The organism is Cellulosimicrobium sp. So1_17 (assembly GCF_055181235.1).
Window position 1 is genome coordinate 3,819,659 of sequence record NZ_CM143702.1, and the last position, 15,457, is coordinate 3,835,115.

At 74.7% G+C, this 15,457-nt stretch carries 9 protein-coding genes; 3 read left to right on the plus strand and 6 right to left on the minus strand.

The features are described from left to right. The first annotated feature begins 1 nt into the window (after window position 1). Together eboE and ACZCLJ_RS16890 are read left to right on the plus strand one after the other, a co-directional pair. Window positions 2-1,309, plus strand: a complete 1,308-nt coding sequence (gene eboE / locus ACZCLJ_RS16885; protein WP_463104589.1) for a metabolite traffic protein EboE — start codon at window positions 2-4, stop codon at window positions 1,307-1,309. Next, window positions 1,306-2,724: an alkaline phosphatase family protein gene (locus tag ACZCLJ_RS16890; protein ID WP_463104590.1), complete on the plus strand. Its 1,419-nt coding sequence runs from the start codon at window positions 1,306-1,308 to the stop codon at window positions 2,722-2,724. Before eboE ends, ACZCLJ_RS16890 begins: the two co-directional genes overlap by 4 nt. A 591-nt stretch (window positions 2,725-3,315) precedes the next feature. Here the strand turns inward: ACZCLJ_RS16890 and ACZCLJ_RS16895 are convergent. Next, complete coding sequence (locus tag ACZCLJ_RS16895; protein WP_463104591.1) at window positions 3,316-6,942, minus strand: S8 family peptidase; 3,627 nt, start codon at window positions 6,940-6,942, stop codon at window positions 3,316-3,318. A gap of 279 nt (window positions 6,943-7,221) precedes the next feature. Here ACZCLJ_RS16895 and ACZCLJ_RS16900 point away from each other — a divergent pair, with 279 nt between their 5' ends. Further along, complete coding sequence (locus tag ACZCLJ_RS16900) at window positions 7,222-7,917, plus strand: hypothetical protein (protein ID WP_463104592.1); 696 nt, start codon at window positions 7,222-7,224, stop codon at window positions 7,915-7,917. 4 nt (window positions 7,918-7,921) lie between these two features. Here the strand turns inward: ACZCLJ_RS16900 and ACZCLJ_RS16905 are convergent, their stop codons facing one another. From ACZCLJ_RS16905 to ACZCLJ_RS16925, 5 genes are read right to left on the minus strand one after another with little or no spacing between them, the layout of a single operon-like run. Beyond that, complete coding sequence (locus ACZCLJ_RS16905; protein ID WP_463104593.1) at window positions 7,922-9,523, minus strand: acyl-CoA synthetase family protein; 1,602 nt, start codon at window positions 9,521-9,523, stop codon at window positions 7,922-7,924. A gap of 29 nt (window positions 9,524-9,552) precedes the next feature. After that, complete coding sequence (locus tag ACZCLJ_RS16910) at window positions 9,553-10,176, minus strand: hypothetical protein (protein ID WP_463104594.1); 624 nt, start codon at window positions 10,174-10,176, stop codon at window positions 9,553-9,555. Further along, the gene (locus tag ACZCLJ_RS16915) at window positions 10,166-12,142 is read right to left on the minus strand and encodes a hypothetical protein (protein ID WP_463104595.1); all 1,977 of its coding nucleotides are present in this window, start codon (window positions 12,140-12,142) and stop codon (window positions 10,166-10,168) included. The genes ACZCLJ_RS16910 and ACZCLJ_RS16915 overlap by 11 nt, the downstream gene beginning before the upstream one ends. After that, window positions 12,139-13,428, minus strand: coding sequence for a hypothetical protein (locus tag ACZCLJ_RS16920; protein WP_463104596.1), 1,290 nt, complete (start codon window positions 13,426-13,428; stop codon window positions 12,139-12,141). The genes ACZCLJ_RS16915 and ACZCLJ_RS16920 overlap by 4 nt, the downstream gene beginning before the upstream one ends. Beyond that, window positions 13,425-15,032, minus strand: coding sequence for a MoxR family ATPase (locus ACZCLJ_RS16925; RefSeq protein WP_463104597.1), 1,608 nt, complete (start codon window positions 15,030-15,032; stop codon window positions 13,425-13,427). The genes ACZCLJ_RS16920 and ACZCLJ_RS16925 overlap by 4 nt, the downstream gene beginning before the upstream one ends. Between the last annotated feature and the right edge of the window lie 425 nt (window positions 15,033-15,457).

Here is a 15,457-nt window from a genome sequence, read left to right on the forward strand (position 1 = left end):
CATGCTCCTGTCGTACTGCACCAACGTCCACCCGGCCGAGGACCTCGACGGCGTGCTCGACCAGCTCGCGCGCTACGCCGCGCCCGTGCGCGAGGCGGCGGGGCTGGACGTGCTCGGCGTGGGGCTGTGGATGCCGGCAGTGCTCGCGCACCGGCTCGCGGGGTCGCCGGACGACCGGGACCGGCTCCGCGTGGCGCTCTCCGAGCACCGGCTCCAGGTCCACACGCTCAACGCGTTCCCGTACGGCGGGTTCCACGCCGACGTCGTCAAGCTCGACGTGTACACGCCCACGTGGGCCGACCCCGAGCGGCTCGCGTACACGCTCGAGTGCGCGGAGGTCCTCGCGGACCTGCTCCCCGACGGGGTCGACGGGTCGATCTCGACGCTGCCGCTCGCGTGGCGCGAGCCGTGGTCCGAGGCCGACGACGCCACGGCGACCCGCGCGTTCGCGGAGCTCTCGGCGGGGCTCCGGGACCTGCGTGAGCGCACGGGCAAGGTCGTGCGCGTCGCGGTCGAGCCCGAGCCGGGGTGCGTCCTCGACACCGTGGAGGACGTCGTGGCGTGGCTCTCCGCGCGGTCCGGTGCGGACCTGCCCGTCGAGCGGCGGATCGACCCCGAGCACGTCGGCGTGTGCCTCGACACGTGCCACCTCGCGGTGTCGTTCGCGGACCCCGCGGGCGCGGTGCGGCGGATCGCCGACGCCGGGCTGCGCGTCGTCAAGGTCCAGGCGTCGGCCGCGCTGCACGTGGCCGACCCGTCCGGCGCGGCTGCCCGCGACGCCGTGGGCGGGTTCGTCGAGAAGCGCTACATCCACCAGGTGCGCGAGCTCGCCGCCGACGGCACCGTGCTCGCCGCCGACGACCTGCCCGACGCGCTGGGTGACGGCCCGGGTCCTGACGCGGGGGGCGACGTCGGGCACGACGCGGGGGGCGGCGTCGGGCACGCGCTCCCGGCGGAGGGCCCGTGGCGCGTGCACTTCCACGTGCCGCTGCACCACGAGCCCGAGGCGCCGCTCGCGGCGACGACGGACGTGCTGCGCGCCGCGGTCGCGGCCGTGCGGGAGGTACCGCACGGCGACGAGGCGCACCTCGACGTCGAGACCTACACGTGGTCCGTGCTGCCCGAGGGCGCCGCGACCGACTCGCTCGTCGCCGGCATCGCGGCCGAGCTGCGGTGGGCGACGACCCACCTCATCCTCGCCGAGAACGACCTGAAGGACGTCACGACGCCGAGAACGACCCCCATGTCGGGTTCGGCGGCGACCGATGACGTGCTCGGCACCGAAGGAACGACCAGGAGGACCGCATGAAGCCCGTGCTGCTGCTCGACGTCGTCGGGCTCACGTCGACCGCGCTCGCCCACATGCCTCGGCTGCGCCAGCTCGCCGCGGGCGGCTGGCAGTCCGAGCTCGCGACGGTGCTGCCCGCCGTGACCTGCTCGGTGCAGTCGACGATGCTCACGGGACTGAGCCCGGCCGAGCACGGGATCGTCGGCAACGGCTGGTACTTCCGCGAGCTCGGCGACGTGTACCTGTGGCGCCAGCACAACCGGCTCGTCGAGGGCGAGAAGCTCTGGGAGGCGGCGCGGTCGGCGCGCTCCGGGTACAGCAGCGCGAACGTCTGCTGGTGGTACGCGATGGGCATGTCGACGGACGTCACGATCACCCCGCGCCCGATCTACCACGCCGACGGTCGCAAGTCTCCCGACGCCTACGTGCGCCCGCCGGCGCTGCACGACGACCTCGTGGAGCGGTTCGGCGAGTTCCCCCTGTTCACGTACTGGGGCCCGACGGCGTCCATCGCGTCCTCGCGCTGGATCGTCGACGCGACGCGGCACGTCCTGCGCACCCACGCTCCCGACCTCACCATGACGTACGTCCCGCACCTGGACTACGACCTGCAGCGGTTCGGGCCGAACGACCCGCGGGCCCACGCCGCGGCGGCCGAGCTCGACGCGACGCTCGCGCCGCTGCTCGACGACTGCGCGAACCAGGGCGTCACGGTGCTCGTCGTGTCGGAGTACGGCATCGCCGACGTCGACCGGCCGGTGCACCTCAACCGCATCCTGCGGCGCGAGGGCCTGCTCGAGGTCTACGTCCAGGACGGCAAGGAGCAGCTCGACCCGTGGGCGTCGCGCGCGTTCGCCGTCGCGGACCACCAGGTCGCGCACGTCTACCTCGGCGACCCGCAGGACACCGCGCTGCAGCGCAAGGTCGCCGACCTGCTCCGCGCGGTGCCCGGCGTCGACGAGGTGCTCGACCGCGAGGCGCAGGCCCGCTACGGGCTCGACCACGAGCGGTCCGGCGAGCTCGTCGTCGTGGCGGAGCCCGGAGCCTGGTTCACGTACTACTTCTGGCTCGACGACGACCGCGCTCCCGAGTACGCGCGCGGCGTCGACATCCACCGCAAGCCCGGCTACGACCCCGCCGAGCTGTTCTTCGACCCGGCGGACCCGCTCGCCAAGGCGAAGGCGGGCCTCAACCTCGTGAAGAAGAAGGTCGGCCTGCGGTACGCGATGAGCACGGTGCCGCTCGACGCGTCGTACGTGAAGGGGTCGCACGGTCGCCTGCCGACGTCGTCGGCGGACACCCCGCTCGTCCTGTGCTCGGACGCGGAGGTTCCCGCGTCGATCGCGGGGATCGTCGCCTCCGACGACGCGCAGGTGCCCGCGGCGGCGATCAAGGGTCTCGTGCTCGAGCTGCAAGGCCTCGGCGCCCGCGTCTGACCGCGGCCGCGCGAGGTAGTACCGGGGTAGCGCGAGGTAGTACCGGGGTAGCGCGAGGTAGTACCGGGGTAGCGCGAGGTAGTACCGGGGTAGCGCGAGGTAGTACCGGGGTAGCGCGAGGTGGTACCGCGGTCGTGCCCGACGGCGCGTGGTCGCCCTGGGTGTCGGGGCGGGTGGGGCGCCGCGTCTACCATCCGCCGCTCGTTCCTCGCGGCTCCCGCCAGACCCACCACGACGCGGCGCCCCACCCACCCCTCCCGGGGTCGTCTCGCCCTGGTCCTCGCTCGCCCGGCGCCATCAAGCCTCATCGGCACCGGACCGGGGAACTGTTTCGCGGCCACCGGTACTACTTCGCCTGACCGCGGTACTACTTCGCGTGACCGGGGTACCGCGGACCGGGGTACTACTTCGCGTGGCCGGGGTACTACCTCGTGCGACCGGGGTACTACCTCGCGTGACCGGGGTACTACCCCGCGTGACCGGGGTCTACCTCGTGAGGCAGCGGGGCTTCGTCGTGCTGCTGTGGACGCCGACGGCGCCCGGTCCGTGGGGACCGGGCGCCGTCGGTGAGCCGTGATCGTGCCGTGCAGCCTACGAGCAGCTCAGCGCCTCGAACGCGGCGTCGTACGACGTCGTGACCTCGGCCCCGTCGATCTCTGCGGTGGCGTCCACGGTCACGGAATCCGCCTCGACCGACGTGTCGCGGACGGCGAACGCCTGGTACGCGTTCTTGCCCTCCTTGACGTTGTTGAACGTCCGGTCTCCGTACGGCGTGCTCACCGCGATGTCCGCCCGTGCGCCGGACTCGTTGAGCACGCGGACGGCCACGTAGGCCTTGCCCGCGAGGCAGCGGGACTCGGCGGTCACCGCGACGTCCACGGCGGCGTCGGACGTCGTGACGTCCACGGTCTGCCACCGCTTGCCCGGCGTCGCGTTGTGCAGGTGGAGCAGCAGGAGCTTCCCGCTGCCCTTCTCCGCAGCGGCCTCCGACCGGTGCACCGTGACGGGTGCGTCGTCCGCGCCGAGATAGACCAGCTCGTCCTCGCCGTCGAACCAGTAGGCGGGGTCGTACGGGTCGCCCGTGAACGTGTCCGTGGCGTCGACGAGCTGGTCGGCGCCGGAGGCGTACGGCGAGTAGGTCCGCACCTGGAACGTCGGGACGGTGCCCTCCTCGATCCCCAGCGAGCCGATGCCCACCGGGATCACGACGACGTTGTTGTCGAACACCGAGGTGTCGACGTCGCCCCAGAGCGAGTTCACCGGCTGGAGGTCGATGTTGTCGCCGGCCTCGTGCTCCGTGCCGTCCGGAGCCGTCCAGTCCTTGAGGGTGAACGTCGCCGCGAGGGTCAGGTCGGTCTCGCTGTTGTACTTGATGACCGCGACCTCGAAGTCCGAGGACCCGTCGGAGTCGACGTCGACCTCGACCGAGGGGCTCGCGACCGAGCCGAGGCTCGCCCACGGGCCGTCGACCGCGACGCCGATGCCGATGGTGCCGTCGGCCGGGTCGTCGCCAGCGGCCTCGAGCTGCGGTGCGGTCGAGGAGAACCCGACCGCGCGGATGTCCGCCGAGGCGATGGCCGTCGCCGACGTGCCCTCCGAGGCGTCGGCCTCGAGACGAGGGCTCGTCGCCTTGAGCTCGAAGGGCGCGAGCAGCGAGAACCAGCCGCCCGAGGCGACGCCCCGGCCGTCGAGGTCGAGCTCGGCGGTCTCCGCCTGCGCGCCGAAGGCGACCGGCTTGGCGGTGAGGTCGCTGACCAGTCGCGGCGACGCCTGCACCGGCACGCGGAGCTCGCTGCTGCCGTCGGTCGGCGTGAGCACGACGCGTCCGCTCACCGAGGACACGAAGTCGCGCGGGACGCCGACGCCGGAGTCGGCCGACGACGTCGGGTCGAGCTCCTTCTCGAGCGTCGCCGGGTCCGCGGTGAGGGTCACCGTGACGACCGTCTGCTGCCCGGCCGGGACGGTGACCGTCGCGGGCGCGACGGAGACCGCCGCACCACCGGCCGTGCTCGACGACGTGAAGCCCGTCGCGTACGTGACCGGGGTGTCGCCCGTGTTGCGCACGGTGACGGCCTGGCGCTTCGTCACGGTCGCCGCGCTGACGTCGACGACGCCGAACGCGACCGACACGAGGTCGGACGCCTGCGACGCGTAGGCGAGCGTCGTGTTGCCCACCGCCTCGAGCGCGTCCACGCGGCCGGAGCCGATGCGCTCCGGGCCGTAGGCCGTTCCGGTCCCGGACGGGCCCGTGAACACGTCGTGCGTGGCGGTGTTCATGACGGACGTCTTGATCTCCTGCGGGCCCCAGCCGGGCTGGGCCTGCTTGACGAGCGCCGCGATGCCCGTGACGTGCGGGGCCGACATGGACGTCCCGGACTTGATGCCCGCACCGTCGAGGCGACCCGAGGCGGCGGAGGCGATGCCGGTTCCCGGAGCCGCGACGTCGGGCTTGACGACGCCGAGCGACCCGTGGACGCCGCGCGACGACCCGCTGTTGAGCGTGTCCGCGATCTCGGGGATCTCGACGAACGACGCCATCGCGTACGACGGCCCGATCGTCATGACGACCGTGCCCGCCTCGATCGCCGGGCGCAGCGCCGCGTGGCTCGGACCGGTGAGCTGCGCACCGGGGATGCCCTGGTTGCCCGCGATCCCGGCGACGAACGACTGGAGCTCGGACGACAGGAGCACGCCCGCCGCGCCTGCGGCCTCGGCGTTGTTGAAGCGCGCGGCGCTGCCGCACGCGCGCGTCGCGTCGTCGTCGTCCCAGAAGAGGAACGCGATCTTCCCGGCGACCGCCGCGGCCTGCTCCGGCGTGAACGCCTGGCAGCCGGAGAAGTCGTCGGCGACGAACGCGACCGGTGCGGTGACGTCCTCCTCGCCGCGGTACTCGACGGAGTTCTGCGCCGCGTACGTGCCGGCGAGCTCTGCGGGCTCGACGACCTCCACGGCGTCGAACGTCTGGGTGTTCCCCACGGAGTTCGCCACCGTGAGGGCCGAGCGCGAGTTGCCCGGCGAGCCGCCGACGTCGGTCACGTCGCCCGAGTTGCCCGCCGAGTTGACGGACAGCGTGCCGAGGCGCGAGAGCTGGTCGATGAAGAGGTTCTCCGGGTCGTCCGCGGGGGAGCCGGCCGAGCCGAGGGAGAGGTTGACGATGTCGAGACGGTCGGACAGGTCGCCGTCCTGGTCCGGGTCGGCCGCCCACTCGAGCGCGTCGACGACCACGCCGGTCGAGCCGCCGAGGTCGCCGAACACCTTGAGCGCGTACACGCCCGCCTCCGGCGCCGAGCCCGGCCCGACCTTCCATTCGGAGATGTCGGTGAGCGTCGAGTAGTCGCCGTCGAACGTCGTGCCGTCGGCCGTGACGCCGTAGCCGGCGGCGGTGCCGGCGACGTGCGACCCGTGGCCCGAGCCGATCGTGTCCAGCGAGTCGATGGGGTTCTCGTCGGGAGACGGGACGAGCGTCGTGCCCTCGACGGTTCCCGAGGCGTCGTAGTCGTAGCCCGCGAAGTCGTGGCCGCCGAGGTACTTCACCTCGTCGTACGTCCCCTCGGGGACGGGGCCGTCGCCGCGCTCCCCGTACGCCTCGTCGTAGGCCTCCTGCGTGCCCGGGCCGCCGAAGTCCGCGTGCGTGTAGTCGATGCCGGTGTCGATGATGCCGATGCGCACGCCCTCGCCGGTGAGGCCCGTGCTCTGCCACGTCTCGGCGGCGCGCGTGAACAGGTCGGTGCCCTTGTTCGTGCGCTCCTTGGGGATGATGCGGTAGACCGTGACCACCTTGTCGTCGCGCGCGAGGTCGCGCACGCGGTCCGCGTCGCCCGTGACGACGACACCCGAGACGAGCGTGCTCGTCACCGAGACCTGCTGGGGGCTGCGTGCACCGGCGCTGCGCGCGGTCGCCTGCTGCGGGACGACGTCGTCCGCGAGCGTGGCGACCTCGGTCGCGTTGTCCTCGACCTCCTGCGGGCTCGCGCCCTGCGCGGCGAGGTCGACGCCCGACGGCGCGTCGAGCTGCACGAAGGCCGTCACCGTCCCGCTGGCGGCGGCGAGCGACGGCGCGACCTTGGTGGTCGGCTCGAGCCCGGCGTCCCGCTGGACCGCCAGACCGCCGGGTTCGTCCGGTGGTGGGGCGGCGACGGCCGGGACGGCGGCCGCGGCGACGACCGCGAGCCCCGCGGCGGCCGCGGTGAGGGACACGGGCAGAGAACGGTGCTTCATCGACACTCATTTCCCCGGCTGGACCGGTGGGTGGAGGGGAGCGTAAGTGGGCCCTGCGGGAAGGCGCCGACCGGTCGGACGGGTGCCCCCGTTGCACGGTAACCTCCCGGCGCCCTGGTTGCCCAGGGACAGCGTCGACCCGGTCGCGACAGGACGGCTGCCGGAACCTAGGATTCCGCCCGGGGGCACGGGACGACGCTGTCCCGTGGGAGGCCCCTTCCCGCGTCAGGTCCACGGGTGCGACACACCGGGGGCGTGGCCCACGCAGAAGGAGAAACCATGCAGCGACGCCCGTCCCGCTTCCTGTCCGCCGCGCTCGCGTCCGTCCTCGGCGCCGCCGTGGCCCTCGCCGTCCCGGCCGTGGCGTCGGCCGTGGAACCCGACCTGACCGTGAAGACGTGGGAGCGCCCGGCGCCCGGCGCCGCGCCGTCCTCCGACGAGGTCTGCACCGCGCAGGCGCAGCCCGTCGTCGCCGGGCAGGACCCGTCGCTCCTCCCGCCGTCGCTCGTCGAGTGCTTCGACACGCTCGAGGACGCGCTCGCCCACGTGACGGGCAGCCCCGTACCGGCGGCCGAGGGCGTGGTCGCGGACGACCGTGCCGCCGTGCGCGCCGCCGTGGACTCGGCGAACGCGCGCAGCTCGGCCGACGCGCGCACCACCGCCGCCGCCTCCTCGCTCGTGCTCGGGCTGATCCACCGCGACGCGAGCTACCGGGGCAGCCAGACCCTCCTGTGGGGCAAGGGCGGCAACGGGTGCTTCACCGGGTCGACCTACGGCTTCCCGAACATGGCGAGCTTCCTGCAGAACAACGTCATCAGCTCCGCCGAGTCGGTCGCGGGGTGCTGGAGCACGTTCTACGACGCGTACAGCTACGGGGGCGACCGCCGGAACTGCACGCCGAGCTGCGCGACGATGGGGTCGATGGACAACCGGGCGTCGTCGATCGTGTACCGCCCGAAGGGTCAGCTGGGCTGATCCGTCACGCCGCGCCGCCGGGCACGTCGCTGGACCAACGGCGTGCCCGGCCGTCGCCGAGCCGGGCCGGGCTCACCTCGTGCACGGTGACGGACCGTCCGAGCAGCTGCCCGACGGCGGCGCCCGCCTCCTGCGCGGCGCTCGCCCCGGCGGCGCCCGGCGCGTCGGGGACGACGTCGAGCACGACGCCCCCGTCGGCGTCCTGGTGGAGCTGCCACGCCGCCATGCCGTTCGCCTGCAGGTGCTGGGCGGCGTCGACCGACGGCACCCACGCACCGTCGGGCCTCAGGTACCGCACGGGGGAGCGGCCCTCGAGGTCGTGGAGCTCGACCCGCCCGTCACGCCGCACGATCCGGGCGTGGTCGCCGGTGCGGTAGCGCAGGAGGGGGAGGTACGGGTTCTCGTCGACGGTGACGACGACCTCGCCGCGGCCGCCGTCGGTGACCGGGGTGCCGTCGTCGGCGAGGATCTCGACCCACACGCGTCGACCGGTCACGACGACGAACGGCCCGCCGTCGACGCGTGACGCGACGGCTCCCGTCTCGCGCAGGCCGTAGAGGTCGACGACGGGGACGTCCCACGTGGCGCGCAGGCGTGACCGTGCGACGTCGGACAGGTGCGCGGCCCCGCTGACGAGCGCGACGGGGTGCAGGTCGAGCCCGGCGTCGGCGAGGCGTGCGAGCGCGAGCAGCGGGAGCGGCGAGCTCGACACGACCTGCGGGTCCTGCGCCGTGAGGAACGCCTCGCGGTCGCCGGGGCGCGTCCACGCGCCGGGGTCGAGGTTGACGCGCGCCATGCTCGGCGCGGAGACGCCCGGACCGCGCCGGAAACCCGTCATCGCCGACGCGTACGTGAACGCCTGCCGCTGGTCCACGAGGTTCATCAGGCCCAGCCGGCCGGGCTCCGGCGCCCAGGCCGCGCCCGCGCCCGCGACGAGGTGCTGCAGGAGCACGAGGTCCGCCGCGACCGCCACGGGGTGCAGCGGGATGCGGATCGCCGCTCCCGTGCTGCCCGAGCTCGACCCCTCGAGCACGCGGCCGAGCGGCACGTCGACGGGCACGAACGCCGCGACGTCGTGCCGCAGGTCGTCGCGCGTGACGGGAGCGACGGCGGCCAGGGGTGAGGTGGCGCCGCTCTCGCCGCGGTCCCGGGCCCGCCGGTAGCGCGGCACGACGGCGTGCGCCCGGGCCACGAGGTCCCGCACCCAGCCGGGCGGTTCGGTGTACGGCCTGCCGGGCGTGACCCTGTCCGCGGCGTCGGAGGACCGCGCGGTCCCGTCCGGCTCGTCGGGTGACCCCGAGGCGAGGCGTGCCGCGACGTCGTCGAGGAGGGGCAGGTCGTCGGTGCGCAGCCGGTCTCCGGTGACGTGGACCCAGACCGGGGCGGCGGGATCACGGCGCACGGCGTCGAGGGCGTCGCGGCCGGCGGCGTCGATCGTGGGCCAGCGCTCGGCGTCGGTGAGCGCGACGGCGCCACCCGGGGCGTACTCGCCGAGCGCGAGGCCGTCGTCCGGCGCGACGGCCGGGGGTGGGTCCGTGCGTGCGGCCGGGAGCGCGCCCGGGCGCGGCTCGTCGGGCGTGCCCGCGGTCCCGGGTCCTGTCGTCACGTCTCCTCCGTCGTTCGTCGGCTCGTCGGTCAGTAGTTCGCGTACTGCGCGGCGGCCTCCTTGGCCCGCTTCTCGGCGAGCTCGCGCGCGAGCTGCTCGGCCCGGCGCGCCTCCTCGGCCATCTCGCGCGCGATGCGCCGCTGCTCGGCCGTGCTCACGGCCGTCCACCGGTCCTGCGCGACCTCCGGGCTCTCGCCCGCGGGCCGCAGCCCGAGCTCTCGCAGCACCGCACGCGCGAGCTCCTCGCGCGCCGCCGGCTCGTGGACCCACGCGGCCGCGGTCCGCAGCGTCGCGAGCTCGGGCACGAGCCGGGACACGAGCCCGACGAGCGCAGCGGGCGTCGCGGCGGCCCGGAGACCGGGGGCGGAGAGCAGGTGCTCGTCGCGCAGGAGCCAGCACACCGTCCCCGCGAGCGCCGCGTAGGGCGCGATCGCGCACAGCGCGTCCACCTCGCGCCGTGGGTCCCCGCGCAGGACGTCGACCGCGTGCGCCCCGGCGAGCAGGTCGGCGGTGTCGGCGACGAGGGCGCCGACGGCGACCGCGGGGTCGAGCACGTCCGGGGGCGTGTCGGCGAGGCGCCGCACGACGTCGGCGAGCGGCGGCCCCTCGACGGTGGACACCTCGGGCCGCGGCCAGGTCTGGTCAGGGGACACGGCGTGCTCCTCCCGGCCGGTCGGCGCCGGACGAGGCACCTGTCGTCGCGCCGTACAGCTCCCGTGCGAACGCCCGGGCGAACGCGACGAGGTCGCCCTGGGTCCGCACGGCGTGGACCCGGTAGCCCACGGCGTAGTCCCGCACCTTCTCGGCGTACGCGTCCGACACGTCGAGGACGAGAGTCCCCCCACCACCTGCGGCGGCGACGGCACGGGCCGCCGTGCTCTCGTGCGGCAGGACGAGCTCGGCGTCGGGCCGCCCGCCCCAGCGGTGGCGGACGACGTCGTCGAACATCGAGACCACGCCGTCGTCGGAGATGACGGCGACGTGGCACGGGCGCGTGCGCGTCGGCGGGGCGCCGTTCCGTGGGTCGCCGAGGTGGGTGCGCTCGAGCAGCGGCACGGGGAACGACGTCCCCCCGCCGAAGTGCGCGACCACCGCGTCGAGCACCCGGTCCTCGTCGCGCACGAAGCCGTCCGTGCCGGCGAGCTGCTGCGGGCCGCTCCACGTCGTGGCCTGCACGCGCGCCCCGGCGCGCAGGGCCGAGAGGGCGAGGACGGCGCCCGCGAGCGCGATCGGCGCGACGCGCCGCGACGGGTCGGGCATGGACCCCGACGAGTCGAGGTACAGGTCGAGGTCGACGGGCACGCGGTCGGGCTCGTCGCCCGCGTCCTCGTCGACGGAGCGCCGCACGGTCGTGAAGCCGGGCACGACGACGGGCGAGCGCAGCAGCGAACCCGTCCAGTCCACCTCACCCAGGTCGTCGCCGACGTCCCACTGCTCGTGCGCGCCGAGCAGCGGCTCCGACGCGCGCACGTGCTCGCGCACGGGGAACGGCACGAGCAGCGGTGCCGCGTGCTCGCGATACCAGCGTCGCGCCGACGCCGCGGCGTCCGACGTGAGTCCCAGCAGCCGCAGCGTCGCGTCGTAGTCGGCGGGCGCGAGGCTCTGGCCGCCCGCGTCGTGCGCGCCGGTGCCGTCCCCTCCCTGGCCGGTGGACGAGACCGACCCGGCGTCCGGCGCCTCGGGGAGGCCGTCGTCCGGGCCCAGGCCGAGGTCGCCGACGACGCGCGGGTCGAGCGCAGGGTGCTGCACGGGCGCGACCGCCCGCGGGTCGGTCGCGAGGCCGCCCGGCACGGCCCCGGCGACCTCGTCCTGCCCGCAGACCACGTGGGGCAGCGAGCTCCGCCGGCGCTGCAGGTGTCGCCGACGCGCCTCGCGATCGCCGTGCTCGGGTCGACCCTGGCGCCGCGCGTCCCGCGAGGTGGCGTCCGGCCCCGCCTCCGACGCGAGCAGCGTGCGCAGCAGCGCGGCGAACCCGGCCGCGCCACCGACGGGGTCGTCCGCGTACGCCCGAACGAGGCGCGCGACGAGCACCGCCTCGCGCTCGCCCACCGGGACGTCGGCCGAGGTCAGGTCGCCGCGCGGCAGCCCCCACAGGATCTCGTCCGCGCGCAGCACGGTCTGCATGACGACGCTCGTGCCCGGCCCGAGCGCGCGCCAGAGACCGGCCAGGTCGATCCCCGCACGGCGCTGCAACCGGTCGTTGATGAGCAGGTCGCTCCACAGGTTCGCGGTGAGCGACGCGAGCTGGTCCTGGTCCACGAGCCCGGCGCGCGTGCGCGCGACGAGGAGCGCGCTCGTCGTGAGGTCGCCCGGCGACAGGACGTGGTGCCCGACCTCGTGCGCGAGGACCGCGACGGCGTGGTCCTGGATCCCCAGCGCGACGACATCTGACAGGTCCACGTGCACGCTCACGCGCGTCGTCGAGAACCAGGCGAACGAGCCCACGTCCGCCGGGGTCGTTCCCGGGCCGTGCAGCGTCGGGGCGCCGAGGCGCGTGAAGCGCCCCCAGGCGGCGAGCGCCTCGGGCCACGCGTCCTGCCAGCGCTGCCGCAGCACACCGATCTCGTCCGTCACACGGTCCGGGGGCGCGCCGTCCGCGGACGCCGCGGGCCCGCTCACCGCGGCCACCGCACGAGAAGCACGTCGTACGACCCGGTGCGGCTCAGCAGCATCAGCCGGCCCGACGGTGTGTCGACAGACGCCGAACCGCTGAGGTCCGCCAGGTCCTCCTCGCGCGCGGGTGCCGGAGCCCCGCTGCCCGCGCAGAAGACGCCGCCCGGGTCCAGGTGGGCGACCGGCTCCTCGGCTCGCGGTGCCCGGGCGACGAAGGACCCGTGGACGTCGGCGACGAGCGTCCAGTCGACCGTCCCTGAGCCCTCGGGGGCGAGCAGGAGCCATCGCAGGCCCGGGTGGCGGGCGTCCGCGCCCACGACGACCGCCGGGGAGAGCCACGGGCCGCCGAACCCGCGGAACCCGCCGAACCGGCCCAGCGCCTGGGCGGGTCCGTGCACGCCTCGCAGCAGGACGGTCGGCGCGGCGCTGTCGCCGCTGCTGCGGTCCGGCCACCACCACGGGTCCGCGGCGTGCCGGTCGAGGACGGCCAGCAGCTCTGCGTCGCCCGGTCCGACGACGCTCGGTCCGACGTCGCCCGGCGCGGCGGGCCCGGTGGTGTCGTCCGCGGAGCCGGCGAGCGACAGCGCGGCGCGCGCGACCTCGTCCGGCAGGCGTCGTGCGGCGTCGAGAGCGGCGGCGCGGTAGCGCACGAGACCGCTGCGCCACGCGGCGACGAGCACCGCGCCTCGGATCACGTCGGCCGGTCTCGGGCTGGTCGTGCCGGTCGGGCTCGTCGCGCCGGTCGGGCTGACCGCGTCGCCCGCGAGCGGCGACCGCGCCGTCGCGTGCGAGGCGTCGACGACGCGCCGCCCCCATGCGGTGACGTCGCCCCGCGAGCCCGGACCGCCACCCATCGCCCGTGCGGCGTCCACGACGGCCGCGACCGTCACCCCGGGCGCCGTCGCGAGCCACGGCGACAGGCGCGGCACGACCTCCAGGACGGCCGCCCGCTCAGGACCGCCGGTGCGCCAGCGGCGCGCCGCCACGAGCCGCGCGGTGACGTCGACGAGCGCGTCGCACGTCGCGGCGAACGCGTCCGGGTCGAGCTGTTCACCCAGGGGCTCCGCGGCCACCGCGACGTCGCGCACGGCGTCCGCGAGCACGTCCCGGTCCGCACCGTGCGCGAGCGCGCGGCCGAGCACCGCGTCGTACCGGTCCCGGGCCGCGAGGGCGCGGCTCGCGAACGCCGGGCTCGTGGTGGTCGCCGGGCTCGTGGTGACCGCCGGGCTCGTGGTGACCGCCGCGGTAGGGGTGGCGGACGCGGGCGACCGGGCGGCGTCGGGCAGGGTCACGTGCCGCTCCAGCGCAGCCACGTGAGGTAGTTGGTGTACCGCTGGTGGGCGTACTTGAGCGCGAGAGCGTCCTCGTAGACGTGCCCGTGGAGCTTGGCGTGCTGCTGCCAGGACGCGAGCACGGTCTCGATGCGTGCGAGGCGTCGCAGCACGTCCGCCTCGGGCAGTCCCTCGAGCCCCGCGCCGACCTCGCGCAGGATGTCGCCGACGTCGTCCCGGTCGTCGAGCCCCGTGGCGTCGTACTGGCGGCACGCGGTGTCGAACAGGTCGCGGATCCACGACACCCGGTCCGAGCGCAGCGGCTCGCGGTCGCGGTCGTCGAACGGCGCGGACTGGAGGTCGGGCAGCAGCTTGTCGTGGAGCACGAACGGGAGCACCGCGCGCAGGTCGGCGAGGTCGACCTCCGCGTTGCCGCGGAAGTACGCCATCGCCTTCGCGTACGCGACGAGCGACTGCAGCGCGCGGACCGACAGCCCGTTGAGCGTCTGCGCTCCGACGTCGCCCAGGCGGTCGCGGCCCGTGTCCGACGTCGCGACGAGGTGCGGGTCGACGCCCGCGACGCGCGCCGTGTCCTTCGTCCGGTACTCGAACTGCCACCCCGCGCGTTCGAGCACCTCGAGCTGGCTCGCGAAGAACTCGAGCCGGCGGCGCACCGGCTCCGGGAGCGGCACGGCGAGGATCGCGGCGTGCAGCGCGGCGTGCTCCGCGGCGTCGAACACGATCTCCGGCGGCACGTTCTCCTCCGGCCGCACGCGCCGCTCCGCGCGGGCCACGAGATCGCCGAGGAAGCGGTTGTTGAACGGCATCGCGTGCACGACGACGTCGATCCGGTCCCGCAGCGCGTCGACCACCTGGTACGTGCCGCCGCCGGCGTCGTCGTTCGCGGTGAGGTACCAGGCGGCGTCGCCCGTCTCGTAGACCTGGTCGTACACCTCGACGTACCCGTCCGCGAGGACGGTGAGCAACGCCGACTGGGTGCGCGTCGGGATGCGGTTGTACTCGTCGACGATCTTCACGCGCATGCCGAGCCACGACCGCCACGCGACGTCCACGTCCGCGAGGCTGTCCGCCTGCACGAGGTCCTTCGGCAGCGGCGTCCCGAACAGGTCCGACACCGTGAGCTGCGGGTGCCCGTGCTGCATCGCGCGCCGCACCTCGCGCACCGGGTAGCCCGCGAGCACGCCCATGAGCACGGCGCTCGCCGTCTTGCCGCGACCCGGCCCGCCGATCATCAGGCACCGGCCCCGCACCGCGAACGTCAGCAGCGGGAGCAGCACGAAGCTCGAGTACGACTGGTCGCTCGGGAGGTTCAGCAGCGCCTTGGAGTCGCCGAGCCGAAAGCTCGTCTCCGCGGCGCCCGGTGCCGAGAACTCGACGTCGTAGTGCGGGCTGATGATCGCGTGGTTGACGACCCAGAAGTACGCCTGCCGCAGCTTCTCGTCGAGCGGCAGCCCCGTACGGGTCCCGCCGTCGCCCCCTGTCGCGTCCGCGACCGGCGTGCCGAACAGGTCGTCGACGCCCAGGGCGAACGGGTCGCGGCCGTCCGTGCCCCCCGAGGGCTGCGGGCGCGTCGGCGCGGAGGACACGTGCTCGAGATCGGTCACGGGCCGATCCTGCCATCCTTCGTCGGCGGTGAGCAGGTGGTCCACAGGTCGTCCCTGCGGTGCGGGTCCGCGAGGTTCCCGGGTGTGGCCGTCCGGCCCGCTGAGCCGGCCGCAGCATCCGGCGGCGACGCCCGTCCTGGACCGGCTACCGTGGCGCAGGGACTTGTAGCATGCGCGGAACGACGACGAGCAAAGATCGGCGTCTCTGTCCGAAGGTCGGTCGGTGCATGGGGACGAGGAAGCCGAACGGGAGCTCGACGTCTGGCACCGGAACGTGAACCCGTCGCGACGGCCCCTCGAGGTCGTGCGGTGGGGGACCGCCTTCTCGATGTCGGTGGTCTTCGCGATCGGTGCTGCGCTCGTCGACGCTTCCTGGTTCGTGGCGTTGATGATCCTTGCGGGTGTCCCTGGCGGCCTCTTGTCGT